This is a genomic window from Actinacidiphila epipremni, from assembly GCF_012034175.1.
GTDB lineage: Bacteria > Actinomycetota > Actinomycetes > Streptomycetales > Streptomycetaceae > Actinacidiphila > Actinacidiphila epipremni.
This window is the reverse complement of sequence record NZ_JAATEJ010000032.1, coordinates 65,519-86,273: the sequence shown is the minus strand read 5'-3', so window position 1 is coordinate 86,273 and position 20,755 is coordinate 65,519. Positions and strand designations below refer to the sequence as shown.

Genomic DNA, 20,755 nt, shown 5'->3' with positions numbered 1-20,755 from the left:
GGAGGGCGGCGGTGATGGCGGGGCGGTGGGTGGTGAGCCAGGACTGGAGGCGGTCCCAGCGGGGCCAGCCGCCGCGGGTGGCGAGGATGCGGGTGTAGGTGGGGTCGCCCGCGGCGACGCGGGTGGCGACGAAGGCGCGGCTCGCGGCGGTGGCCTGCTCGATGGTGGTGGGGAGTTCGGCGCGGTCGGCGGGGGAGAGGCCGTAGCTGTCGGCGAGGAGGCGGAGGCGGGGGAGGGGGTCGGGCGCGGTGGGGTAGAGGGGGGCCGCGGAGGTGGGGTCGAGCATCGGGGCCCAGTAGCGGGCGGCCATGGCGACGTCCCACAGGGGGCGGCCGGGCGCGGCGAGGTCGAAGTCGATGAGGGCGGTCGCCGTGCCGTCGCGGAAGACGACGTTGTCCGGGCAGACGTCGTTGTGGCAGAGGAGCGTTGCGCCGCGGGGTGTCGGGTCCGCGAGGTCGCGGGGCCAGCCGGCGTCGGCGTCGACGGGGATTTGCGCGCCGGCGTCGTGCAGGCGGCGCAGGAGCCGGCCCACCGATGCGAGGGCGGTGCGGGTCATGACCCACTCGGGGAAGGGCGGGAGGGCGACGTCGCCGGGGATGAAGGTGAGCTGTTCGCGGCGGGCGTCGGGGCTGAGGCCGAGGGGGGTGGGGGCGGCGTCGATGCCGTGCGCCTTGAGGGCGCGCAGGTGGGTGTGCAGGGCGCGGGCGGTGCGGGGCGCCGGGCGGTCCACCACCCCGCCGCGCCGGAACACCGCCCCGGCGTTCACCAGCCCGCCGACCAGCGGGGTGCCCGAGCCGTCATCCGCCGGTCCGCCGGGAGTCGTCATGAGGCCCACCGTACGTGGGGGCGTTCAGCGGTAGCGGGGGAGGTCCGCCGTGGAGATCGTCCACTCGCCGATCGTGATGTCCTCGCCGTAGAGGAAGTCCGTACGGGTCGCGTAGCGCGGGCCGTTGGGGGTGGGGTGGATGTCCGTGAGGACGGCGCCCTCGCCGGTGCGGGGGTCGAAGAGGACGTAGACGGGGATGCCGAGGAGGGGGTAGTCGCGCATCTTGCCGACCCAGTCGTTGTCCGGGTTCGAGCGGGAGACGACCTCGATCGCGGCGAGGAGGGTCGTCGGGTCGAAGGAGCCTTCGACCTCCATGTCGGCCTCGGCGATGACCATGACGTCCGGGTGCCGCATCACGCCCTCGTGGACGTCCTCCACGTCGGGCGTGCCGGTGTGGGCGAGCAGTCCCTCCGGCATGACCTTCTCCAGCCGGCGGCTGATCCGCGCGGCGGTGAGTTCGTGGGGGGCGATGGGGGACCGGAGGTCGTGGATGATGCCTTCGCGGGTGATTTCGAGGGTGCCGGGGGTGGTGGGTCGGAGGTGTTCGACCCGGCGGCGCATCGCCTTGTACGGGGAGCCGTTGGCCGTCGTCATCCCACTGTCGGGGGGTGCGGGGGAGGGGGTGGGGGCTGGATCGGGGGGAGGGGTTCCTTCAGGGGCGGTGTTGGTGACGTGAGCATTGCTGGCGATGCTGGCGATGCTGGCGTTGTTGCCGGGGGCTGGGGTGGGGGTGCGGGGGCTGCTGGGGGTGGTGGGGTGGTCGGGCGGGGTGGCGTCGTCGCGCGGGGGTGGGCTGCCGCGAGGACTGCCTCGGCCAGGTGGTGTGCTGCGGCGGGGCGGCCGTGGGTGCGGGCGGCGGTGGACATCGCCGTGCGGCGGGTGGGGTCGGTCAGGAGGGGGGTGAGGGCGGCGAGGAGGGTGTCGGGGGTGGGGTCGGGGAGGGCGATCGCCGCGCCGGTGTCGGCCAAGTGGCGGGCGTTGTGGGCCTGTTCGTTGCCGGCCGAGGATGCCAGGGGGATGAGGACGGACGGCTTGCCCAGCGCGGTGAGTTCGGCCAGCGTGCCGGCGCCGCTGCGGGAGATCACGACGTCGGCGAGGGCGAGCACGTCCGGGAGTTCTGCGCCGACGAAGCCCAACGGGACGTAGCGGGGGGCGAGTTCGCGGGGGAGCAGGGCCGCGGCGGAGCGGAGGGCGGCGACGTTCGCCGGGCCGCACTGGTGGATGACGTTCGCCTGCGGGAGCAGCCAGGGCAGTACGGTCGCGACGACGTTGTTGATCTGCTGCGAGCCCTGCGCGCCGCCCGTCACGTACACCGTGGGCAGCGCGCGCTCGAAGCCGCGCAGCCCCAGCGTCTCGATCGCCTTCTCGCCCTGGCCGCTGAGCACTTCGGGCCGCACCGGGTTGCCGGTGACGACCGCCGTCGCCCGTGCCCGGCCCGGGAGGAGGGGGAGGGTGGACTCCGACGACACCGCGAACGTCGTCGCCGCCCGCGCCAGCATCCGGTTCGCGAGCCCGAGCCGTACGGTCTGCTCGTGGACCACCAGCGGCCGGCGGTTCAGCTTCGCCGCGATGCCGAGCGGTACGGCCACGTAGCCGCCGGTCGCCAGCACGACGTCGGGGCCGAAGTCCCGTACGACGCGGCGGGCTTGGAGTACGCCGAGCGGTACGCGGCCCATGTCGCGCAGGTTCGCGAGGGTGAGCATCTTCAGGGGGTTCGAGGAGCGCCGCACCTTGCCGGTGGCGACCGCCCGGAAGGGGATGCCCTCGCCGGTCGCGACCCGCTCCTCCAGGCTGTCGGCCGTGCCGACCCACAACACCTCGATGCCGCGCCCCTCGCCCGCGAGCCGCGCCCGCAGCGTACGGACCGCCGTGAGCGCGGGGTACGTGTGCCCGCCGGTACCGCCGCCGGTGACGATCAGGCGGAAGGGGGTGAGGGGGTCGAGGGGGCTGAGGGGTCCGGAGGGGCCCTCTCCCGGGCGGGAGTTGACGAGGTCGGTCATGACGATGCTGCTCCCCATCTGGCGGGGTCCACGCGCCCCGGTGGTGCTGGTCACAGTATCCGCCGCGGACGGCGCGTTGCCGGACGGTGCGCCGTCCGCGCGTCGTATAGTCTGCCGCCGCATGCGACGGGGTGACAGATGCTGAGGAGTGGGGGACGAGTGCGGCGCAATGGTGGGGCGTTGACGGGAGCGCTGGCGGTGTCGGCGGTAGTGGCGGTGGCGGCGCTGGCCGGCTGCTCGTCGTCGTCCGGTGACGACGACAAGAAGCCGACGGCCACGGGTGCTGGTACGGGTACGGGTGCGGGTACGTCCGCATCGGCCTCCGCTTCCGCTCCGGCGACGGGCGGCAAGCACGGCCACCTGGACTACAGCGGCTCCCTCAGCGGCGGTTTCGACGTCACGATGAGCGTCGGCTGCGCGACCCTCGACGGCAAGCTCATCGCCGTGACCGCGCCTGACCCGGGCGACGCCGCCGCATCCACGACGCCCTCCTTCGTGGCCAACATCGGCGACCAGAGCATGGCCACACTCGTCACGCCGGACAAGCACACGTTCGTCAAGCTCGGTGCGGACGGCATCTCCGCGGCGAAGCAGGGCGACGCCTGGACGGTCACGGTCTCGGGGACGGAACTGGGCGCGGTCGACACGTCGGGCGGCTCCGTGACGGTCAACGGGACGCTTACGTGCACGAAGGTCTCCGGTACGTGAGCGTGGGCATCGCGAACACGCGGGTGGCTGCGCATGCGTTCCTGCGGGGGATGTACGAGGACTCGTACTTCCCCGATCACGTCGTCGACAAGGGCAGGGACATTCTGCTCCGGCTGTGCGCCCGCATCGAGGCGGAGAAGCCTTCCGACCTTGCGGCGCTGTATGTGCTGACGCACGCGGCGACGGAGGAGTTCAACGCGCTGGAGGGGGAGTTCGAGGCGGCGGGGAGCGAGATCGAGACGGTCGCGCGGGAGGAGATCGCGGGGGATTTCTTCTTCGTTGCGGGTGCGTATGGCTTCGCCGAGGCTGATGGGGAGTGGCTGATCGCTCCGCGGGAGTGGTGAGGTTCCTTTTCGGGGGTTGGGGCCTCATGGCTGGGGGTGGGTGGCTGGGGGCTGCTGTCCGGTGGGTGGGTGGCTGGGGGCTGATGTCCGGTGGCCGGTGGCTGGTAGTTGGGGGCTGATCCGGTGCCGGTGGCTGGTGGCTGGGGGAGGTGCCGGTGGCCAGGCCCCTGCCGTACCGGGGGTGCCGCTTTGCCTGTGGGGTGCGGGGTCGTCTTGGCCGCGGGGTGGCTGGTGCGCTGGCTGCACGGGGCTCGCCGTCCGGGTTTTGCGGTGGGCTGGCGAGTGGTTCGGCGGCGTGCCGCTACGGCGGCCCCGTGCGGTGCCCGCATGGCTTACGCGCCGGGCACCTCGACCTCCGCCCATACCGTTTTCGTCGGGAACGGGCCCGAGGTCACGCCCCAGCGGGCGGAGAGTGCCGCGACGAGGAGGAGTCCGCGGCCCGACTCCGCCTCCGGCTCGCCCGCGCGGGGGATCGCGGGCAGCCGGTCCGCGCGGGCGTCGGTGACCTCGATCCTGAGGACGCCGGGTGCGTCCGCGTCGAGCGTCAGCCGGAATTCCCGGCCGGGCACGCGGCCGTGCAGGGCCGCGTTCGCGGCGAGTTCAGCCACGATGTGCGCGGCCACTTTGGGGGGCAGGCCCCAGCCCGTGAGTTTGGCGACGGCCAGCAAGCGGGCCCGCTGGGCGCCGCGACGCGTTGAGGGCAGTTGGACGCTGAACCGCCGTGCGGGCGCGTCAAGTTCGGGGGAACGGGAGTTGTTGCTCATGCGACTGAGCCTGGCGGGCCGATAGTGCTGTGACCAGGGACGGAGCCCGCCCAACCGGCTTTTGTGCGGGTGGGGCCATCTGTTTGTACGGGCTCTGTCCGGGTGTTGTACGGGTGGGTACGGGTGCCTGCCCTACGCACTGGCAGGCGCGGAAACGGCAAGCAGCGAGCCCGGCCCCGCTCACCGCCTGAGCTGCGGTTCGGCTCAAAAGGGTGATGTTCCGTCAGTTCGCCGGACACCCGCCCGGCCCGTACATACGCTGTAGGTCGCGAAGTTGCGCAATATCTGCGCACGGACCTGACGGTGGGGGCCGGCATGATCGAGAGCACCGCCTACACGACCGACGGCACGGACGGCTCCGAGTGGGATCTGGGCCCCGAGGACGACTCCTCGGGCGTCATGAAAACGGTGGGCCATCTGATCAAGGTCCTGCGTGAGGCAGCGGGTCTGACGCAGACGGAACTCGGAGCTGCCATCGGCTACGGCGACGAGATGGTCTCCAAGGTCGAGCGCGGCGTCCGGGCCCCGAAACCGGCCTTCCTCGACAACACAGATCGGGTCCTCCACGCGCACGGCGCCGTCTCGGCGTTGAAGAAGGACGTTGCGGAAGCGCGCTTCCCGAAGCGGGTGCGTGACCTGGCGAAGCTGGAGGCCGAGGCAGTCGAGTTGGGCGCCTACGGTACGCACAACCTGCACGGCCTGCTCCAGAGCGAGGAGTACGCCAACGCGCTCTTCGCCGTTCGGCGCCCGGCGATGGCGGCGGAAGACGTCGAGCGGTTCGTCGCCGCGAGGATGGCACGGCAGGCGATCTTCCACCGGACCCCGTTCACGACGCTCACCTTCGTGCAGGAGGAAGTCACCCTCCGGCGGCCCATCGGCGGCAGGGCTGTGCTCCGCCGCCAACTTGACCACATCCTGGAGCTGGGCCAGTTGCGCCATGTCGAGATCCAGGTCATGCCCATCGACCGTGAAGACCACGCCGGCATGGGTGGCGAGTTGCAGCTGCTCAAGCTCAGGGACGGGACGACGGTCGGATACTCGGAGGCCCAACTCACCAGCCGCCTTGTCTCGAAACCACGCGAGGTCCAGATCATGGAACTGCGATATGGCATCATCCGATCGCAGGCCCTCACGCCGCGTGAGTCGCTGGCCTTCATCGAGAAAGTGCGGGGAGAACTATGAGCCTCAGGCCGTCCGTTGAGGGGGAGTCCGGGCTGGCGTGGACGAAGAGCAGCCACAGCGGGAGCAACAACAACGACTGCGTCGAGGTGGCCTGGGCCAAGAGCAGCTACAGCTCGAACGACGGGCCGGAGTGCGTTGAAGTCGCGGCCTCCGACGAAGTCGTCCTCGTGCGGGACTCCAAGGACCCGGAGGGCCCCCGCTTCAGCTTCAGCCCAGACGCGTGGGCCTCGTTCCTCGCGCACGCGGCGACGTACGAGGTCTGAGGGGGCCCGGCTCCGGGCTTATGCGTCGAGGGTGAGCAGGGGCTCCTGGTCGTGCGGGGGCGGGGCGAGGATCGACCTCAGGCCGTGGATGTGGGAACGCCATGCGCGGGATTTGCGCGGGGCGAACCAGCCCGAGGCCGGGCCGTCCCCGGCGGCGGCAACGCGCGCCAGCGCTTCCTCGGCGAGCAGGCGCAGGTCCGGGGAGAAGGCGGGCATCGGGGAGGCCGGGCCGTAGATCGGGTCGAGGGGGGTGCCGCCCGGGCATTGCGCGGCGATCAGTGCGGCTGCGGCGACGGCGGCCTCCGCCTCCCACAGCAGGCCCGTGGCGTCGCGGGCGCGGAGGAGGACGCCGCGGATCAGGGCCTCGCGTGCCTCGGGTGCGGCCTCGTCGAGGTCGCCGGCGAAGTCCGCCGCGCTGTCGTTGTCGAAGGGGCCGGTGTCCCAGGTGCCCATGTGCCCTCCCTCTGCGGTTGGGCAGCAGCCTTGCATGAGCCACTGACAAAGGCTCACGGAGCGTTACTTTCACTGGGCGCACGATGTCCTGCGCCGAGTGTAAAAAGCCAGGTGAGGGCCGGGGTCGGACGGTTCTGCCGAGAGCAGACGGGTGGGGCGTTGTCCCAGGGCGGGGCGGGTTCGTACGATCCGGGGATGGGACAGGATGATCTTCCGGTGCTGGAACTGGCGTTTCCCGGGCCCGAGCGGGATCGGGGAGTGGCGGCGATCCGGCGGGGGGAGAAGACCGCGCTGACCGGGCTCGTCGAGATCTACGAGCACGCCGGGGAGGCGGTGCCCGAGGTCGGGCAGCGGTATTCGGTGGTGGATTCCGATGGGGCGCATGCCGTCACGATCGAGCTGGTCGAGGTGCGGGTCGTGGCGATGAGGGAGGTCGGGGACGACTTCGCTCATGCGGAGGGGCGGGGGTACGCGGATGCGGCGGCGTGGCGGGTCGCGCACGAGGAGTTCTTCCGGAGCGAGGGCGTGAGCGAGTTCCTGGGGCGTACGCCGGTGATCGACGGGGACACGTTGGTGGTCGCGGAGCGGTTCCGGGTAGTGGCCGAGTAGGCGGGGGCCGCGCGGGGGCTTGAACCTCACGTCGCGTGAGGGCGCATCGTGGGGCGTATGGACACGACGTGGAAGGTGGGCCGGCTCGCCGAGGCGAGTGGGCTCACCGTCAGGACGCTGCATCACTGGGACGCGATCGGGCTGCTCAGCCCGTCCTCGCGGACCGCGGGCGGCCATCGGGAGTACACCGAGGACGACCTCGGGCGGCTCTACCTCGTGCTGGCGCTGCGCAGGCTCGGGCTCGGGCTGGAGAGCATCGGGGTGTGCCTGGACGCCGGGGTCGATCCCGCGCGGGTCGTGGCGGATCACCTCGCGGGTGTGGAGGCGGAGATCGCGGCGCTCGGCGGGCTGCGGGAGCGGCTGGTACGGCTGCGGGACGGGCTGGCCGGGGACGAGGCGCCGGCGGCGGCGGATCTGGTCGGGGCGCTGCGGGCGCTCGGCGGGGCGGGGGCGCCGGAGCGGGGGGAGGTGGTGGGGCGGCACCTCGACGCGGACCAGGTGGAGGTGCTGCGGGCGCGGGCCGCGGGGCTCGGGCCGGCCGCGCACTATCTGCTGGAGGTCGAGTGGCCCGAGCTCTACCGGCGGGCGGAACGGCTGCGGGCGGAGGGGGTGCCGGCCGCGGACGCGCGGGTACGGCGGCTCGTGGCCCGGATGGACGAGCTGAGCGTCCTCTTCTCGGGCGGCGACACCGCGATCTCCGCGGGCGTCCGGGCCGCCTGGCGCGAGGACCCGGCCGCGATGTCCGGCGAGCCGGACGCTCCCGCGGACGCCTGGCGCGAGCTCGCTGTTTACCTGGACCAGGCCCGCAACGCCTGACCCCCGTCCTTCCCTGGCCGCAACGCCTGAGCCGCGCCCCGGGCTGCGAACCGGCCGGAACGCCGGCCCCTGAGCCGCGCCCCGCGCCAACGCGTGAGCCGCGCCCGCCGGAACCCCCGAGCCCCACCCCACCCAGGAGCCGCACCGTGAGCCGTACGGTCCGTACCGCCCTCGCTCAGACCTTCCCCACCCTCCTGACGCTGCCGATCCTCGCCCTCCTCGCGGCGCTCGACTGGCTCCCCTGGAGCGTCCTGCTCGCCGTGCCCCTCGCCCTCGGCGTCCAGGTCGCCGTCACCCTCCTGCGTACGGGGTCGGGGTCGGAGGGCTGAGGCGGGTCAGGATCGCGGGTCGCCCCGGCGACGGCGGCCAGGGCCCACTCGACGCCCTCGAACACCAGGTGGTGCAGGCCCCGTCAGGTCGTCGAGCCGACGTACATCCCGGGCCGTGCGCGGACGGCCGCCGGCCACCGGCGGTGGCGCTGGGCACCGATTCCGGTGCCCCGGGCGGGAGTTGGCGGGGGTCACGCCTCCAGCAGGGACCTGAGGCGTTCCAGGTCGGCGGCGACGGTCGCCGCGTCACGTTCGAAGTCGGCGGGGGTCATGCCGTCGAGGCGGCGCAGGGTGAAGACGACCTCGCTCGCGGCGGAGCCGTCCGGCAGGACGCGGACGGGGTTGTGGACGGTCCGGCCCGAGGGGAGCGTCACGTCGTGGTCGAGGACGCCGAATTCGTTGGCCGGCGCGAAGGCGACGGTCACCCGGCCCATTGGCGAGTCCGCGACCCATACGCCGTCCTCCTGGGTGATGGACCCGCTCAGCCCGTGCGCCCAGGCGGGCAGGTTCCGCGGGTCGCGCGCGTAGGCGTACACCTCGGCGGCGGGGCGGGCGATACGGGTGCTGACGTGCCGGGACTCATGCGGTGTGCTGGTCATGCCGGCAGACGCTAGCGGGGCGGGCCCGGCTCGCTCTTGAACGCACCGGACAACGCACCGGACAACGCGCCGGACGCGTCGTCCGTGCCGTGCCGGCGGGCGTGCGCGGCGGCGAAGAGGGTCCAGCCGTCGAGGGTCTCGCCGGTGGCGGCGGCCGGGTCCCAGCCGCGGGCCAGCGCCTCGTCGAGCAGGGCGCGGGCGGTGCCCGGCTGGTGGAGGTTGAGGGCTTCGGAGCCGGTGCCGACCACGCCGGAGGGCAGCAGGCCGTCCGGGACGGCGCGCCCGCGGCCCGCCGCGAAGGTGATGCGCAGGGAGCCGTGCGAGCCCTCGCGCCGCAGCACGACGGCCTCGGCGCATGCGCCGCCGGCGGCGGATACGTGGTGCGCGTGGCGCACGGACCACAGGTACGTCGCCTCCCCGGCGACCAGCCGCCGGGCCCTGTCGTCGCGGCGCGGCATACGGGGGCTCCTTATCTACGGGGCGTACGGGATATGCGGGACGCGATCGTACGGGCGCAGGCCAGCGCGGCGCAGTGCGTCGAGTCGACCTCGACGTCGTACGTCACGCCCTCGTGCACCAGCAGCGCCTGCTTCGCCGCCATGCCCGGCTCGCGGTCGCCGCGGGCGGCCTCGCGGGCGGCGGCGACGTCGGGGGCGCAGTGGACGCCGGCCCACAGCACGTCGAGGCCGGTCAGGGCGCGGGACCAGCGGGCCTGGGAGTCGGCGCCGCCGAGGAAGACGTCGTCGACGACGACATGCGCGCCGGCCCGGGCCATCGCGGCGACCCCGGCGGTCCACGCGGCGTCCAGCGTGCGGAAGGCGGGGCCGACGGTGATCTCGCCGCCGGGGCCGATGGCGATGCCGCCCGGGGAGTCCTGGAGGGAGGCGGGGAGCGCGTCGACGAAGGTGTCCACGCTCAGGCTCAGCCACGCCTCGGGGAGCAGCGACTGGAGGGCGCGGGCGATGCTGGACTTGCCGGAGCTGGAGCCGCCGTTGAGGACGATGACGTCGGGCATGGCTGAGCGGGCACCTTCCCCGGGGGGTTCAGATCGCGTTGACGGCGGCCGGTGCCCGCTCGGCGCGGGCGAGGGCCCGCAGCAGGGCGGGCTGGCCGTGCCGGCGGGCGGCGAGGCGGGCGAGCAGGACCAGGACGGGGTCGAACGCCTCGGGCGGCAGGTCCTGCGTGGGGACGCCGACGCTGGTGGCGAGGTCGTCCAGGTGGACGGCGAGCTCCAGCAGCCGGGTGGCCAGGAAGTCGTCGAGGGTCAGGCACCAGCCGGTCTGCGGGAGGAAGACCGGCGCGGTCCCGTCCCGCCCGGGCAGCGTCTCGGTGAGCCGGCCCAGCGCGTCGGTCGCGCCCCGCCACACCGCCTGCGGCCCGCCCGCGCCCGCGGCCTCGGCCCGGGCGCGGATCCCGGCGTTGGCCTCGGCGTCCAGCGGCGCCCCGATCCAGGCGGCGCGCGCGTAGTGCTCCAGCAGCGGCAGCGTCTCCCGGCCCGGCGGCACGGGCTCGTTCAGCGTCGGCTCCACGCTGAGGATCTGGTACGCCAGGTGCGCGGCGAGCGCCCCCACCGACATCCCCGCGAGCGCACTGCCCGCCTCCCACGCCCCCGCGGGCTCCGGCCTGCGCAACAACGCCGCCGCCTGCCCGGCGGCCCCCAGATACCCCTCGATCACACCCACCCCGGCGACCTTACCGACCACCCCCGCCCCCGGCGACCCGTTTACCGGGCCGTACGCCCGGCGGATCAGCGCGCGAGGTCCGCGGGGACGATGTCGAGAGGGAAGGGAACGGGGCTGGTCAGCCGGTCGCGGTGGACGCCGGTCGGGACGTAGGTGCCGGTCGTGGCGTCGCGCTCGTAGGTGTGGACCACCGGGAGGCCCTGCTCGTCCTCGATACGCCACAGGTGCCGGATTCCCGCCTCGGCGTAGAGGCCGGGCTTGTAGCGGCGGTCGCGGTCCTCGGACTCGGCGGAGACGACCTCCACGACGAGGGCGACCTCCGGACGCTCCTCCGTCGGTGGCCGCTGGGCGTGCGAGCGCTTGTGGGATCAGGCTGGCGCAGCCCCCCGCCCTGCGGCCTCGCCTCTCGGGAGTGAAACCGGCGTGGCATAAGCTGCGTGGTTTACACCAGGTGAACTCTCGATGAAAGAGGGACGAGTGACAGCACGTCGGGTGTGGGGCGTGGCCCTTGCGGTCGCGATGGGCGTGACAGGGGTCGGGGGACTCCAGGTGGCGCAGGCCGCGCCGAGGAGCGGCGAGGCGGGAGCGGTCGCGCCGGCGCAGGCGGGCGGGGTCGTCAGGAGCGCGGTGCAGGGCCTCGGGTTCAGCGTCGCCGACGGCAGGGCGGAGCTGGGGCAGCGGACGACGAAGCCCTTCAGCACGGTGGGCGTCTCGTGGCGCGACCCGCGGGCCGCGGCGCCGGCGAAGGTCGAGATACGGACCCGGTCGGCCGCGACCGGGGACTGGACGCCGTGGCACACGCTGGACCCCGAGGACATCGGCCTCGCCGACCAGCCGGGGGCGCGCGGCACCACCGAGCCGGTGTGGGTGGGACCGTCCGACGGCGTGCAGGCCCGGGTGGACGGCGGCACGGGCGCGCTGCCCGCGGGCCTGCGCGTGGACCTGGTCGGCGACGCGGCGACCACGGCGGCCCCGACGGGTACGGCGGGCACGACGGCCACCACGGGTGCGAGCCCGCAGGGCACCGGCACCGTCCGCCCCGCCGACACCCCCCGGCCGCCCGGCACGGGCCCCGCCTCCAGCGTGCCGCAGCCGCCGATCGTGAGCCGGGCCGGCTGGGGCGCCGACGAGTCGATCAGCCCCGAGGACCCGACGTACATGCCGGACGTCCGGGTGGTGTTCGTGCACCACACGGACGGCGCCGCGTACGACTGCTCCCAGTCGGCCTCCCTGGTGCGCGGCATCTACGCCTTCCACGTCCAGTCCAACGGCTGGAAGGACATCGGCTACAACTTCCTCGTCGACAAGTGCGGCACGGTCTTCGAGGGCCGCAAGGGCGGCGTGGACCAGCCGGTCCAGGGCGCGCACACCGGCGGCTGGAACAACGACACCGCCGGGATCGCCGTCCTCGGCACGTACACCACCGACAGCGCCAGCAGCGCCGCGCTGACCTCCGTGGCGCAGGTCGCGGCCTGGAAGCTCGGGCAGTACGGCGTGGACCCGGCCAGCTCGCAGACCATCGCGACCGAGACCACCCAGACCAGCGGCACCGGCCGCTCCTTCACCGCCGGGAACTCCTACAGCTTCCCGGCGATCTCCGCGCACCGCGACGGGGTGAACACCGAGTGCCCGGGTGACGCGCTGTACGCGCAGCTCGGCACGATCCGCAGCTGGGCCGCGGGCCCGATGGCGGGCCTGGCGGTCAGCTCGGTGGGCGGCGCCGCCTACCTGGAGGGCGGGAAGTACCACACCACCGGCCCGGCGACGGTGAACTGGACCACCTCGACGCCCAGCGCCCTGATCTCCGGCTTCGACGTCATCGTCGACGGCAACACCGCCACCCCGGCCGCGCATGTCGCCGGCACCGCGCGCAGCGCGACGGTCACGCTGCCGGTCGGCACGCACACCGTCGCCGTCCGCGGCGTCCACCAGTCGGGCAAGCCGGCCACCAGCGCCGCGACCACCGTCATCGCCGACCCGGCGCCGGCGGCGACCACGTACCACCCGGTCACCCCGACCCGGCTGATGGACACCCGCAGCGGCACCGGTGTGCGGCAGGGCGTGGTCGGCCCGGACGGCACCGTGGCGCTGCCGGTCACCGGCAACGCCGTCGTGCCGGCCACCGGCGTGACCGCGGTCGTGCTGAACGTGACGGCGACCGGCGCGACCACGTCCAGCTATGTGTCGGTCTACCCGGACGGCACCGCCCGCACCAGCGCGTCCAACCTGAACTTCGTCAAGGGCCAGACCATCCCGAACCTGGTGGTCGTGCCCGTCGTCAACGGCAAGGTCGACTTCTACAACCACGCCGGTGACGTCCACCTCGTCGCCGACATCACCGGCTACTACACCGCCGACACCAGCGGCTCGACGTTCAAGCCGCTCACCCCGAAGCGGCTGATGGACACCAGGAACGGCACCGGCGGTGTGCCGGCCGCCCCAGTGGGCCCGGGCGCTGCGCTCCCGCTCCAGGTCACCGGCGGCAGCACGGGCGTCCCGGCGACCGGGGTGACCGCGGTGGTGCTGAACGTCACGGCGGTCGCGCCGACGACGACGAGCTTCGTGTCGGTCTACCCGGACGGCACGGCCCGCACCAGCGCGTCGAACCTGAACTTCGTCAAGGGCCAGGTGATCCCCAACCTGGTGGTCGTGCCGGTCGTCGACGGCAAGGTCGACTTCTGGAACGCCTACGGCAGTGTGCACCTGGTCGCCGACATCTCCGGCTACTACACCTCGGACGGCACCGGGGCGGCGTACAGCAACGCCGGCCCGCGGCGCCTCATGGACACCCGCAGCGGCACGGGCGTGCCGGCCGCGAAGGTGGGCCCGGGCGGTTCGGTCGCGCTCCAGGTCACCGGGCGCAACGGCATCCCCGCGACGGGGGTGACCGCGGTGGTGCTGAACGTGACGGCGGTCGCGCCGTCCACGACGAGCTTCGTGTCGGTCTACCCCGACGGCACGCCCCGCTCGTCCGCGTCGAACCTCAACTTCACCGCCGGCGTGACGATCCCGAACCTGGTGGTCGTGCCCGTGGTGAACGGCAAGGTCGACTTCTGGAACGCCTACGGCACGGTCGACCTGATCGCGGACGTCACCGGCTACTACACCGGCTGATCCTGCTTCGGGTGGAGCCCCTCGGTCAGGCCGCGTCGCAGCGCCTTGCCGAGGGGCTTTTCCACGAGCTTGTGGATCAGCCACGACAGCAGCAGCATCGCCGCGGTGGTCAGCAGCAGGTTGGGCCACGCCCCCAGCCACGAGGCGTGGTGGGTGAGGTCCACGCCCAGGGCGGTGCCCAAAGTCAGGTGCACCAGGTAGAAGGGGTACGTGAGGATGCCCGCGGTGATCATCCAGCGCCACTGGAACCGCCGCAGCGGGCCGAAGGCGCACAACGCCAGCAGCACCACGAAGCCGGTGAGCAGCAGGGCGCACACCGGCCAGGAGACGGGAACCGTGGAGCCGGCGGTGTCGCGCATGTGGTAGTAGGAACGGTCGTGCAGGGCGACCAGCTCGTAGGACCAGGACAGACCGAGCATCATCCACAGCAGCAGGTTGCGGCCGAAGCGGTACATCAGGAAGAGCACGATGCCGCTGATGAACAGGCCGGCGTAGGTGCTCTGCACGATCTGGTCGAGCAAGGTGACGTGCATCTGCCGGGTGAAGACCGCCGCCGCCAGCCAGATCGTGCAGAAGGCGAGCATCCGGTGGTACGTCGTTCCGACCGCGAGCACCAGCGCCATCAGCAGGTAGAAGCGGGCCTCGGCCCACAGCGTCCACACGACGCCGTCCACCTCGTGCACGCCCAACTGCTCGGGGGCCATCGTCATGTTGCCGAGGATCTGCCGGGAGTCCGGGATGCCCTCGGAGGTGCCGCGCTGTGACGCCTCCAACAGCCGGTAGAGCACGATCAGCGCGATTGCGGCCCAGTACGCCGGGTACAGCCGGGAGATCCGGGAGACGGCGAACTGCCCCGGGGTGCGTCCCCAGCCGCTTATGCAGATGACGAAACCGCTGATCACGAAGAACGCCTCGACGCCCATCCAGCCGTACATGCTGGCCAGGTGCAGCGGTCGGGCGAAGTCCCGCGGGTCCTCGCCCCAATACTGCGCGGTGCCGATGCCCAGGAAGTGGTAGGCCGCCACGGCCAGCGCGGCCACCAGCCGGAGCATGTCGACCGCCGCCAGCCGGGGCGGCCGGCCGCGTCCGGGCGCGGCCGTGGCCGGCCGGGGCGCGGGCGGGGCGGCCTGCTCGGGCAGCGGCACGGGCGTATGTCGGGTCGTACTCACGAGCGGGCCCTTCTGTTCGCTGGCTGCGGGCGGTGTGGCGTATGGGGTTCGACCACCCTGCCATGCGATTGGTTGCCCATTGCTTGGTGAGCCGTTCACCGGACGTTCGAGTGCCGTCGGCCGTCGGCCGCGTTTGCGCCCCCGACACGGAGGGGTAAGCTACCCGGCTCGATTGGCGCCCGATGTGGGGCGTATGGCAGACTACTCAAGTTGCTCGGTCGAGCGCCGATGCTGCGCGCCTCCCGTCGGGGGGACCGGAAGCGAGTCCCACAGTACTCGTCGCGCCAACTGCCCAGGTGGCAGCGCTGGGGCGGACGTACGGGAATCTTCCGGGAAGCGTCAGTGCGGGGCCGACCAGGCATCCGGTGGGTGACTTCTCCCACGCAAACCCCTGGCTCTAGGGAATCCCGGCTGCGGGAAACCCTGTGCGAGGGGCGCGACACGCCCGACCGCGTGGGTCGGAGCAAGCGGATGTCAAGAGCTGAGAAGAGACAAGGACTACGGAGTAGCCATGGCGGGACAGAAGATCCGCATCCGGCTCAAGGCCTACGACCACGAGGTCATCGACTCCTCGGCGAAGAAGATCGTCGAGACGGTGACCCGTACCGGTGCGCAGGTCGCGGGCCCGGTGCCGCTGCCCACTGAGAAGAACGTGTACTGCGTCATCAAGTCGCCGCACAAGTACAAGGACTCGCGCGAGCACTTCGAGATGCGCACGCACAAGCGCCTGATCGACATCCTCGACCCGACGCCCAAGACCGTTGACTCGCTGATGCGCCTGGACCTGCCGGCCGGCGTCGACATCGAGATCAAGCTCTGAGAGGCGCGGAGAAGATGACCAAGCAGATCAAGGGCATCCTGGGCGAGAAGCTCGGCATGACCCAGGTCTGGGACGAGAACAACCGTGTCGTCCCGGTGACCGTCGTCAAGGCCGGTCCGAACGTCGTGACCCAGGTCCGCACCAACGCCACCGACGGTTACGAGTCGGTGCAGATCGCCTTCGGCGAGATCGACCCGCGCAAGGTGAACAAGCCCCTCAAGGGCCACTTCGCCAAGGCCGACGTCACCCCGCGCCGCCACCTGGTGGAGCTGCGCACCTCCGACGCCGCCGAGTACACCCTCGGCCAGGAGATCACCGCCGAGGTGTTCGAGGCCGGCGTCAAGGTCGACGTGACCGGCAAGAGCAAGGGCAAGGGCTTCGCCGGTGTCATGAAGCGCCACAACTTCAAGGGCCTCGGCGCCGGCCACGGCGTGCAGCGCAAGCACCGCTCGCCCGGCTCCATCGGCGGCTGCGCCACCCCGGGCCGCGTGTTCAAGGGCCTGCGCATGGCGGGCCGCATGGGCAACGAGCGGGTCACCACCCAGAACCTGACCGTCCACGCCGTTGACGCGGAGAAGGGCCTGCTGCTGATCAAGGGCGCGGTTCCTGGTCCGAACGGCGGCCTCGTCCTGGTCCGCACCGCGGCCAAGGGGGCCTGAAGGATATGAGCACCATTGACATCCTGTCGCCGTCCGGCGACACCACCGGGACCGTCGAGCTCCCGGCTGAGATCTTCGACGCCAAGGTCAGCATCCCGCTGATCCACCAGGTCGTCGTCGCGCAGCTGGCCGCCGCCCGCCAGGGCACGCACAAGGTCAAGACGCGCGGCGAGGTCCGCGGCGGTGGCAAGAAGCCGTACCGGCAGAAGGGCACCGGCCGCGCCCGTCAGGGCTCGACCCGCGCCCCGCAGTTCGCCGGCGGTGGCGTCGTGCACGGCCCCGTGCCGCGCGACTACTCGCAGCGCACGCCCAAGAAGATGATCCGGGCCGCGCTGCGCGGAGCCCTGACCGACCGGGCGCGCCACAACCGCATCCACGTCGTCACCGGCGTGGTCGAGGGCGAGGCGCCCTCGACGAAGGCCGCCAGGACGCTGCTCGGCAAGATCAGCGAGCGCAAGAACCTGCTGCTGGTCATCGAGCGGTCCGACGAGGCCGCGTGGCTGTCGGCCCGCAACCTGCCCCAGGTGCACATCCTGGAGGCCGGCCAGCTGAACACGTACGACGTGCTCGTCTCGGACGACGTGGTCTTCACCAAGAGCGCGTTCGACCGCTTCACCGGTTCCGGTGCGGCCGAGGCCGAGCTGGAAGGGAGCGACGCCTGATGGCCGAGCAGACCGAGATCACCAGCAAGACCTTCACGGACCCCCGTGACCTGCTGATCAAGCCCGTGGTCTCCGAGAAGAGCTACGCGCTGCTCGACGAGAACAAGTACACCTTCGTCGTCGACCCGCGCGCCAACAAGACCCAGATCAAGCAGGCCGTCGAGACGGTCTTCCAGGTCAAGGTCACCGGGGTCAACACGATCAACCGGCAGGGCAAGCGCAAGCGCACCCGCACCGGTTTCGGCAAGCGCGCCAACACCAAGCGCGCCATCGTGACCCTCGCCGAGGGCGACCGAATCGACATCTTCGGCGGCCCGGTCTCCTAAGGGAGCCGGCCGATTGAAGTCCGGAATATTCCGAGGACTGAGAAATGGGTATCCGCAAGTACAAGCCGACGACCCCGGGCCGTCGTGGCTCCAGCGTCGCCGACTTCGTCGAGATCACGCGGTCCACGCCGGAGAAGTCGCTGGTCCGCCCGCTGCACAGCAAGGGCGGCCGTAACAACGCCGGTCGTGTGACCGTCCGCCACCAGGGCGGCGGCCACAAGCGCGCCTACCGTGTCATCGACTTCCGTCGGCACGACAAGGACGGCGTGCCCGCCAAGGTCGCGCACATCGAGTACGACCCCAACCGCACCGCGCGGATCGCGCTGCTGCACTACGCGGACGGCGAGAAGCGCTACATCCTCGCCCCCGCGCGGCTCCAGCAGGGCGACCGGGTCGAGAACGGCCCCAACGCCGACATCAAGCCCGGCAACAACCTGCCGCTGCGCAATATCCCGGTCGGCACCACGATCCACGCGATCGAGCTGCGCCCGGGCGGCGGCGCGAAGATCTCCCGCTCCGCGGGCGCTTCGGTCCAGCTGCTGGCGAAGGAGGGCTCCATGGCCACCCTTCGCATGCCCTCCGGCGAGGTCCGGATGGTCGACGTGCGCTGCCGCGCCACCATCGGCGAGGTCGGCAACGCCGAGCAGTCGAACATCAACTGGGGCAAGGCCGGCCGTATGCGGTGGAAGGGCGTCCGCCCGACCGTCCGCGGTGTCGCGATGAACCCGGTGGACCACCCGCACGGTGGTGGTGAGGGCAAGACCTCCGGTGGCCGCCACCCGGTGTCCCCGTGGGGTCAGAAGGAAGGACGTACGCGTTCGCCCAAGAAGGCGAGCAACAAGTACATCGTCCGCCGCCGCAAGACGAACAAGAAGCGCTAGGAGCGGGTCAGATGCCGCGCAGTCTCAAGAAGGGGCCCTTCGTCGACGACCACCTGATCAAGAAGGTGGATGTCCAGAACGAAGCCGGCACCAAGAACGTCATCAAGACCTGGTCCCGCCGCTCGATGATCATCCCGGCGATGCTCGGCCACACGATCGCGGTGCACGACGGGCGTAAGCACGTCCCGGTGTTCGTCACTGAGTCGATGGTCGGCCACAAGCTCGGCGAGTTCGCACCGACCCGCACTTTCCGCGGGCACGAGAAGGACGACCGCAAGTCGCGGCGTCGCTGAGCGGGCTGAAACCGTGACGACGAAGACAGACACTGAAGGGACGACCATGGAAGCCAGGGCCCAGGCGCGGTACATCCGTGTCACGCCCATGAAGGCCCGCCGCGTGGTGGACCTCATCCGTGGCATGAACGCCACGGAGGCTCAGGCGGTCCTGCGTTTCACCCCGCAGGCCGCGAGCGAGCCGGTCGGCAAGGTGCTCGACAGCGCCATCGCCAACGCGGCGCACAACTACGACCACACGGACGCGAACTCGCTGTACGTCAGCGAGGCGTACGTGGACGAGGGTCCGACCCTGAAGCGGTTCCGGCCGCGCGCCCAGGGCCGTGCCTACCGGATCCGCAAGCGCACCAGCCACATCACCGTGGTCGTCGCCAGCAAGGAAGGGACCCGGTAATGGGCCAGAAGGTTAACCCGTACGGGTTCCGGCTCGGTGTGACCACGGACTTCAAGTCCCGCTGGTACGCCGACAAGCTGTACAAGGACTACGTCAAGGAAGACGTCGCCATCCGCCGGATGATGACGCAGGGCATGGAGCGGGCCGGCATCTCCAAGGTGGAGATCGAGCGCACCCGCGACCGCGTCCGCGTCGACATCCACACCGCCCGCCCGGGCATCGTCATCGGGCGCCGCGGCGCGGAGGCCGACCGGATCCGCGGCGACCTGGAGAAGCTGACCGGCAAGCAGGTCCAGCTGAACATCCTCGAGGTCAAGAACCCCGAGATGGACGCCCAGCTGGTGGCCCAGGCCGTCGCCGAGCAGCTGTCCTCCCGCGTCTCCTTCCGCCGTGCCATGCGCAAGAGCATGCAGGGCACGCTGAAGGCCGGCGCCAAGGGAATCAAGATCCAGTGCGGTGGCCGCCTCGGCGGCGCCGAGATGTCCCGCTCGGAGTTCTACCGCGAGGGACGCGTGCCGCTGCACACCCTGCGCGCCAACGTGGACTACGGCTTCTTCGAGGCCAAGACCACCTTCGGCCGTATCGGTGTGAAGGTCTGGATCTACAAGGGCGACGTCAAGAACATCGCCGAGGTCCGCGCCGACAACGCGGCGGCCCGGGCGGGCAACCGTCCGGCCCGTGGCGGCGCCGGCAACGAGCGTCCGCAGCGCCGCGGTGGCGAGCGCGGTGGACGCGGCCGTCGTCCCCAGACGGAAGGCGCCCAGGCCCCCAAGGCTGAGGCTCCCGCCGCTGAGGCCCCGGCCGCGGAGACCCCCGGAACGGAAGGCTGAGTTCAATGCTGATCCCCCGCAGGGTCAAGCACCGCAAGCAGCACCACCCCAAGCGCGACGGCATGGCCAAGGGCGGCACCGAGCTGGCGTTCGGCGAGTTCGGCCTGCAGGCCGTGACCCCCGCGTATGTGACCAACCGGCAGATCGAGTCCGCTCGTATCTCCATCACCCGGCACATCAAGCGTGGCGGCAAGGTCTGGATCAACATCTACCCGGACCGCCCGCTCACCAAGAAGCCGGCCGAGACCCGCATGGGTTCCGGTAAGGGCTCCCCGGAGTGGTGGGTCGCGAACGTCAAGCCCGGCCGGGTGATGTTCGAGCTGTCGTTCCCGAACGAGAAGGTTGCCCGCGAGGCGCTCACCCGCGCCGCGCACAAGCTTCCGATGAAGTGCCGCATCGTGCGGCGCGAGGCAGGTGAGGCGTGATGGCCGCCGGTACCAAGGTGACCGAGCTGCGCCAGCTCGGCGACGAGGAGCTCGTCGCGAAGCTGCGTGAGGCCAAGGAGGAGCTGTTCAACCTCCGCTTCCAGGCGGCCACCGGGCAGCTTGAGAACAACAGCCGGCTCAGGGTCGTCCGCAAGGAGATCGCCCGGATCTACACCCTGATGCGTGAGCGCGAGCTGGGCATCGAGACGGTGGAGACGGTGGAGAGCGCCTGATGAGTGAGAACAACGTGACTGAGAACAGCCCCGAGCGCGGCTTCCGCAAGACCCGCGAGGGTCTGGTCGTCAGCGACAAGATGGACAAGACCGTCGTCGTCGCCGTCGAGGACCGTGTCAAGCACGCGCTGTACGGCAAGGTCATCCGTCGCACCAACAAGCTGAAGGCGCACGACGAGCAGAACGCCGCCGGCATCGGCGACCGCGTCCTCCTGATGGAGACCCGGCCGCTGTCCGCCACGAAGCGGTGGCGCGTCGTGGAGATCCTTGAGAAGGCCAAGTAAGGCCGAGTAATCCCTGAGCGGGTATCCGCTCAGGCCCGTTCCGTCAGGCTCGGCGTGGCCACGCACCCCCGGTGCGTGGCCCGCCGGGAA

At 71.7% G+C, this 20,755-nt stretch carries 28 protein-coding genes and 2 pseudogenes; 19 read left to right on the top strand and 11 right to left on the bottom strand.

Going from position 1 to position 20,755, the window contains the following annotated elements:
* The 3 genes and pseudogenes from HCN08_RS30385 to HCN08_RS30375 form a co-directional block, all read right to left on the bottom strand.
* Positions 1-826, bottom strand: an 826-nt coding sequence (locus tag HCN08_RS30385; protein ID WP_167986509.1) for a phosphotransferase enzyme family protein, incomplete at its 3' end; no start/stop codon positions are given.
* 24 nt (positions 827-850) lie between these two features.
* Complete coding sequence (locus HCN08_RS30380) at positions 851-1,420, bottom strand: Uma2 family endonuclease (protein WP_167986508.1); 570 nt, start codon at positions 1,418-1,420, stop codon at positions 851-853.
* A 197-nt stretch (positions 1,421-1,617) separates the two neighbouring features.
* A pseudogene (locus HCN08_RS30375) lies at positions 1,618-2,745 on the bottom strand (UDP-N-acetylglucosamine--N-acetylmuramyl-(pentapeptide) pyrophosphoryl-undecaprenol N-acetylglucosamine transferase); the annotation flags it as partial.
* Between the two features lie 261 nt (positions 2,746-3,006).
* On the opposite strand from HCN08_RS30375, the gene HCN08_RS30370 reads away from it, so the two are divergent.
* Both HCN08_RS30370 and HCN08_RS30365 read left to right on the top strand, forming a co-directional pair.
* A complete protein-coding gene (locus HCN08_RS30370; RefSeq protein WP_167986507.1) occupies positions 3,007-3,534 on the top strand; it encodes a hypothetical protein in 528 nt (175 codons plus the stop codon).
* Between the two features lie 2 nt (positions 3,535-3,536).
* Positions 3,537-3,878: a DUF5713 family protein gene (locus HCN08_RS30365; protein ID WP_167986519.1), complete on the top strand. Its 342-nt coding sequence runs from the start codon at positions 3,537-3,539 to the stop codon at positions 3,876-3,878.
* Positions 3,879-4,210: 332 nt separating this feature from the next.
* Here HCN08_RS30365 and HCN08_RS30360 read toward each other — a convergent pair whose 3' ends face one another.
* Positions 4,211-4,642 (bottom strand): ATP-binding protein, encoded by a 432-nt coding sequence (locus tag HCN08_RS30360; protein WP_167986506.1) that lies wholly within the window; start codon positions 4,640-4,642, stop codon positions 4,211-4,213.
* A 315-nt stretch (positions 4,643-4,957) separates the two neighbouring features.
* On the opposite strand from HCN08_RS30360, the gene HCN08_RS30355 reads away from it, so the two are divergent.
* The gene (locus HCN08_RS30355; RefSeq protein WP_167986505.1) at positions 4,958-5,824 is read left to right on the top strand and encodes a helix-turn-helix domain-containing protein; all 867 of its coding nucleotides are present in this window, start codon (positions 4,958-4,960) and stop codon (positions 5,822-5,824) included.
* The gene (locus HCN08_RS30350; RefSeq protein WP_167986504.1) at positions 5,821-6,087 is read left to right on the top strand and encodes a DUF397 domain-containing protein; all 267 of its coding nucleotides are present in this window, start codon (positions 5,821-5,823) and stop codon (positions 6,085-6,087) included. The genes HCN08_RS30355 and HCN08_RS30350 overlap by 4 nt, the downstream gene beginning before the upstream one ends.
* A gap of 18 nt (positions 6,088-6,105) precedes the next feature.
* On the opposite strand, the gene HCN08_RS30345 is transcribed toward HCN08_RS30350, so the two are convergent.
* Entirely contained in the window at positions 6,106-6,540 is a 435-nt protein-coding gene (locus HCN08_RS30345; RefSeq protein ID WP_167986503.1) for a DUF4259 domain-containing protein, read from the bottom strand.
* A 195-nt stretch (positions 6,541-6,735) separates the two neighbouring features.
* On the opposite strand from HCN08_RS30345, the gene HCN08_RS30340 reads away from it, so the two are divergent.
* From HCN08_RS30340 to HCN08_RS30330, 3 genes are all read left to right on the top strand, one after another.
* Positions 6,736-7,149, top strand: a complete 414-nt coding sequence (locus HCN08_RS30340; protein ID WP_167986502.1) for an ASCH domain-containing protein — start codon at positions 6,736-6,738, stop codon at positions 7,147-7,149.
* A gap of 57 nt (positions 7,150-7,206) precedes the next feature.
* Positions 7,207-7,965 carry a MerR family transcriptional regulator gene (locus tag HCN08_RS30335; protein WP_167986501.1) on the top strand — a complete coding sequence of 253 codons (759 nt, stop codon included), beginning with the start codon at positions 7,207-7,209 and terminating at the stop codon, positions 7,963-7,965.
* Between the two features lie 146 nt (positions 7,966-8,111).
* A complete protein-coding gene (locus HCN08_RS30330; protein ID WP_167986500.1) occupies positions 8,112-8,294 on the top strand; it encodes a hypothetical protein in 183 nt (60 codons plus the stop codon).
* A gap of 191 nt (positions 8,295-8,485) precedes the next feature.
* On the opposite strand, the gene HCN08_RS30325 is transcribed toward HCN08_RS30330, so the two are convergent.
* From HCN08_RS30325 to HCN08_RS30305, 5 genes and pseudogenes are all read right to left on the bottom strand, one after another.
* Positions 8,486-8,893, bottom strand: coding sequence for an SRPBCC family protein (locus HCN08_RS30325; RefSeq protein ID WP_167986499.1), 408 nt, complete (start codon positions 8,891-8,893; stop codon positions 8,486-8,488).
* A gap of 11 nt (positions 8,894-8,904) precedes the next feature.
* Positions 8,905-9,351, bottom strand: coding sequence for a hypothetical protein (locus tag HCN08_RS30320; protein ID WP_206319419.1), 447 nt, complete (start codon positions 9,349-9,351; stop codon positions 8,905-8,907).
* A gap of 11 nt (positions 9,352-9,362) precedes the next feature.
* Positions 9,363-9,908 carry a chloramphenicol phosphotransferase CPT gene (gene cpt, locus HCN08_RS30315; protein WP_167986498.1) on the bottom strand — a complete coding sequence of 182 codons (546 nt, stop codon included), beginning with the start codon at positions 9,906-9,908 and terminating at the stop codon, positions 9,363-9,365.
* Between the two features lie 28 nt (positions 9,909-9,936).
* Complete coding sequence (locus HCN08_RS30310; RefSeq protein WP_167986497.1) at positions 9,937-10,575, bottom strand: maleylpyruvate isomerase N-terminal domain-containing protein; 639 nt, start codon at positions 10,573-10,575, stop codon at positions 9,937-9,939.
* Between the two features lie 65 nt (positions 10,576-10,640).
* A pseudogene (locus tag HCN08_RS30305) lies at positions 10,641-10,895 on the bottom strand (Uma2 family endonuclease); the annotation flags it as partial.
* A 157-nt stretch (positions 10,896-11,052) separates the two neighbouring features.
* On the opposite strand from HCN08_RS30305, the gene HCN08_RS30300 reads away from it, so the two are divergent.
* Positions 11,053-13,689, top strand: a complete 2,637-nt coding sequence (locus HCN08_RS30300) for an N-acetylmuramoyl-L-alanine amidase (RefSeq protein WP_167986495.1) — start codon at positions 11,053-11,055, stop codon at positions 13,687-13,689.
* Here the strand turns inward: HCN08_RS30300 and HCN08_RS30295 are convergent.
* Positions 13,677-14,858 (bottom strand): acyltransferase family protein, encoded by a 1,182-nt coding sequence (locus HCN08_RS30295; RefSeq protein WP_167986494.1) that lies wholly within the window; start codon positions 14,856-14,858, stop codon positions 13,677-13,679. The genes HCN08_RS30300 and HCN08_RS30295 overlap by 13 nt on opposite strands.
* Positions 14,859-15,369: 511 nt before the next feature.
* Between HCN08_RS30295 and rpsJ the strand changes: the two genes are divergently transcribed.
* The 11 genes from rpsJ to rpsQ are packed head-to-tail and all read left to right on the top strand — an operon-like array spanning position 15,370 to position 20,665.
* A complete protein-coding gene (rpsJ, locus tag HCN08_RS30290; protein WP_014144312.1) occupies positions 15,370-15,678 on the top strand; it encodes a 30S ribosomal protein S10 in 309 nt (102 codons plus the stop codon).
* 14 nt (positions 15,679-15,692) lie between these two features.
* On the top strand, positions 15,693-16,337 hold the full coding sequence (gene rplC / locus HCN08_RS30285) for a 50S ribosomal protein L3 (RefSeq protein ID WP_167986493.1): 645 nt from the start codon (positions 15,693-15,695) through the stop codon (positions 16,335-16,337).
* A gap of 5 nt (positions 16,338-16,342) precedes the next feature.
* Positions 16,343-16,999, top strand: a complete 657-nt coding sequence (rplD, locus tag HCN08_RS30280) for a 50S ribosomal protein L4 (protein ID WP_167986492.1) — start codon at positions 16,343-16,345, stop codon at positions 16,997-16,999.
* A complete protein-coding gene (gene rplW, locus HCN08_RS30275; protein WP_167986491.1) occupies positions 16,999-17,325 on the top strand; it encodes a 50S ribosomal protein L23 in 327 nt (108 codons plus the stop codon). The genes rplD and rplW overlap by 1 nt, the downstream gene beginning before the upstream one ends.
* A 44-nt stretch (positions 17,326-17,369) precedes the next feature.
* Positions 17,370-18,206, top strand: a complete 837-nt coding sequence (gene rplB, locus HCN08_RS30270; RefSeq protein WP_167986490.1) for a 50S ribosomal protein L2 — start codon at positions 17,370-17,372, stop codon at positions 18,204-18,206.
* A gap of 11 nt (positions 18,207-18,217) precedes the next feature.
* On the top strand, positions 18,218-18,499 hold the full coding sequence (gene rpsS / locus HCN08_RS30265) for a 30S ribosomal protein S19 (protein WP_033177798.1): 282 nt from the start codon (positions 18,218-18,220) through the stop codon (positions 18,497-18,499).
* Between the two features lie 46 nt (positions 18,500-18,545).
* Positions 18,546-18,893, top strand: a complete 348-nt coding sequence (gene rplV, locus HCN08_RS30260) for a 50S ribosomal protein L22 (protein ID WP_167986489.1) — start codon at positions 18,546-18,548, stop codon at positions 18,891-18,893.
* Positions 18,893-19,723 carry a 30S ribosomal protein S3 gene (rpsC, locus tag HCN08_RS30255; RefSeq protein WP_167986488.1) on the top strand — a complete coding sequence of 277 codons (831 nt, stop codon included), beginning with the start codon at positions 18,893-18,895 and terminating at the stop codon, positions 19,721-19,723. The genes rplV and rpsC overlap by 1 nt, the downstream gene beginning before the upstream one ends.
* Positions 19,724-19,728: 5 nt before the next feature.
* Positions 19,729-20,148, top strand: a complete 420-nt coding sequence (rplP, locus tag HCN08_RS30250) for a 50S ribosomal protein L16 (RefSeq protein WP_167986487.1) — start codon at positions 19,729-19,731, stop codon at positions 20,146-20,148.
* Positions 20,148-20,381 carry a 50S ribosomal protein L29 gene (rpmC, locus tag HCN08_RS30245; RefSeq protein ID WP_167986486.1) on the top strand — a complete coding sequence of 78 codons (234 nt, stop codon included), beginning with the start codon at positions 20,148-20,150 and terminating at the stop codon, positions 20,379-20,381. Before rplP ends, rpmC begins: the two co-directional genes overlap by 1 nt.
* Positions 20,381-20,665: a 30S ribosomal protein S17 gene (gene rpsQ, locus HCN08_RS30240; RefSeq protein WP_167986485.1), complete on the top strand. Its 285-nt coding sequence runs from the start codon at positions 20,381-20,383 to the stop codon at positions 20,663-20,665. Before rpmC ends, rpsQ begins: the two co-directional genes overlap by 1 nt.
* Positions 20,666-20,755: the final 90 nt, after the last annotated feature.

Excerpts from the sequence above, each read along its gene's own strand:
- HCN08_RS30380 (WP_167986508.1), bottom strand. The coding sequence starts at position 1,420 with ATGACGACGGCCAACGGCTCCCCGTACAAGGCGATGCGCCGCCGGGTC.
- HCN08_RS30360 (WP_167986506.1), bottom strand. The coding sequence starts at position 4,642 with ATGAGCAACAACTCCCGTTCCCCCGAACTTGACGCGCCCGCACGGCGG.
- HCN08_RS30355 (WP_167986505.1), top strand. The coding sequence starts at position 4,958 with ATGATCGAGAGCACCGCCTACACGACCGACGGCACGGACGGCTCCGAG.
- HCN08_RS30350 (WP_167986504.1), top strand. The coding sequence starts at position 5,821 with ATGAGCCTCAGGCCGTCCGTTGAGGGGGAGTCCGGGCTGGCGTGGACG.
- HCN08_RS30345 (WP_167986503.1), bottom strand. The coding sequence starts at position 6,540 with ATGGGCACCTGGGACACCGGCCCCTTCGACAACGACAGCGCGGCGGAC.
- HCN08_RS30340 (WP_167986502.1), top strand. The coding sequence starts at position 6,736 with ATGGGACAGGATGATCTTCCGGTGCTGGAACTGGCGTTTCCCGGGCCC.
- HCN08_RS30335 (WP_167986501.1), top strand. The coding sequence starts at position 7,207 with ATGGACACGACGTGGAAGGTGGGCCGGCTCGCCGAGGCGAGTGGGCTC.
- HCN08_RS30325 (WP_167986499.1), bottom strand. The coding sequence starts at position 8,893 with ATGACCAGCACACCGCATGAGTCCCGGCACGTCAGCACCCGTATCGCC.
- HCN08_RS30320 (WP_206319419.1), bottom strand. The coding sequence starts at position 9,351 with ATGCCGCGCCGCGACGACAGGGCCCGGCGGCTGGTCGCCGGGGAGGCG.
- cpt (WP_167986498.1), bottom strand. The coding sequence starts at position 9,908 with ATGCCCGACGTCATCGTCCTCAACGGCGGCTCCAGCTCCGGCAAGTCC.
- rpsJ (WP_014144312.1), top strand. The coding sequence starts at position 15,370 with ATGGCGGGACAGAAGATCCGCATCCGGCTCAAGGCCTACGACCACGAG.
- rplC (WP_167986493.1), top strand. The coding sequence starts at position 15,693 with ATGACCAAGCAGATCAAGGGCATCCTGGGCGAGAAGCTCGGCATGACC.
- rplD (WP_167986492.1), top strand. The coding sequence starts at position 16,343 with ATGAGCACCATTGACATCCTGTCGCCGTCCGGCGACACCACCGGGACC.
- rplW (WP_167986491.1), top strand. The coding sequence starts at position 16,999 with ATGGCCGAGCAGACCGAGATCACCAGCAAGACCTTCACGGACCCCCGT.
- rplB (WP_167986490.1), top strand. The coding sequence starts at position 17,370 with ATGGGTATCCGCAAGTACAAGCCGACGACCCCGGGCCGTCGTGGCTCC.
- rpsS (WP_033177798.1), top strand. The coding sequence starts at position 18,218 with ATGCCGCGCAGTCTCAAGAAGGGGCCCTTCGTCGACGACCACCTGATC.
- rplV (WP_167986489.1), top strand. The coding sequence starts at position 18,546 with ATGGAAGCCAGGGCCCAGGCGCGGTACATCCGTGTCACGCCCATGAAG.
- rpsC (WP_167986488.1), top strand. The coding sequence starts at position 18,893 with ATGGGCCAGAAGGTTAACCCGTACGGGTTCCGGCTCGGTGTGACCACG.
- rplP (WP_167986487.1), top strand. The coding sequence starts at position 19,729 with ATGCTGATCCCCCGCAGGGTCAAGCACCGCAAGCAGCACCACCCCAAG.
- rpmC (WP_167986486.1), top strand. The coding sequence starts at position 20,148 with ATGGCCGCCGGTACCAAGGTGACCGAGCTGCGCCAGCTCGGCGACGAG.
- rpsQ (WP_167986485.1), top strand. The coding sequence starts at position 20,381 with ATGAGTGAGAACAACGTGACTGAGAACAGCCCCGAGCGCGGCTTCCGC.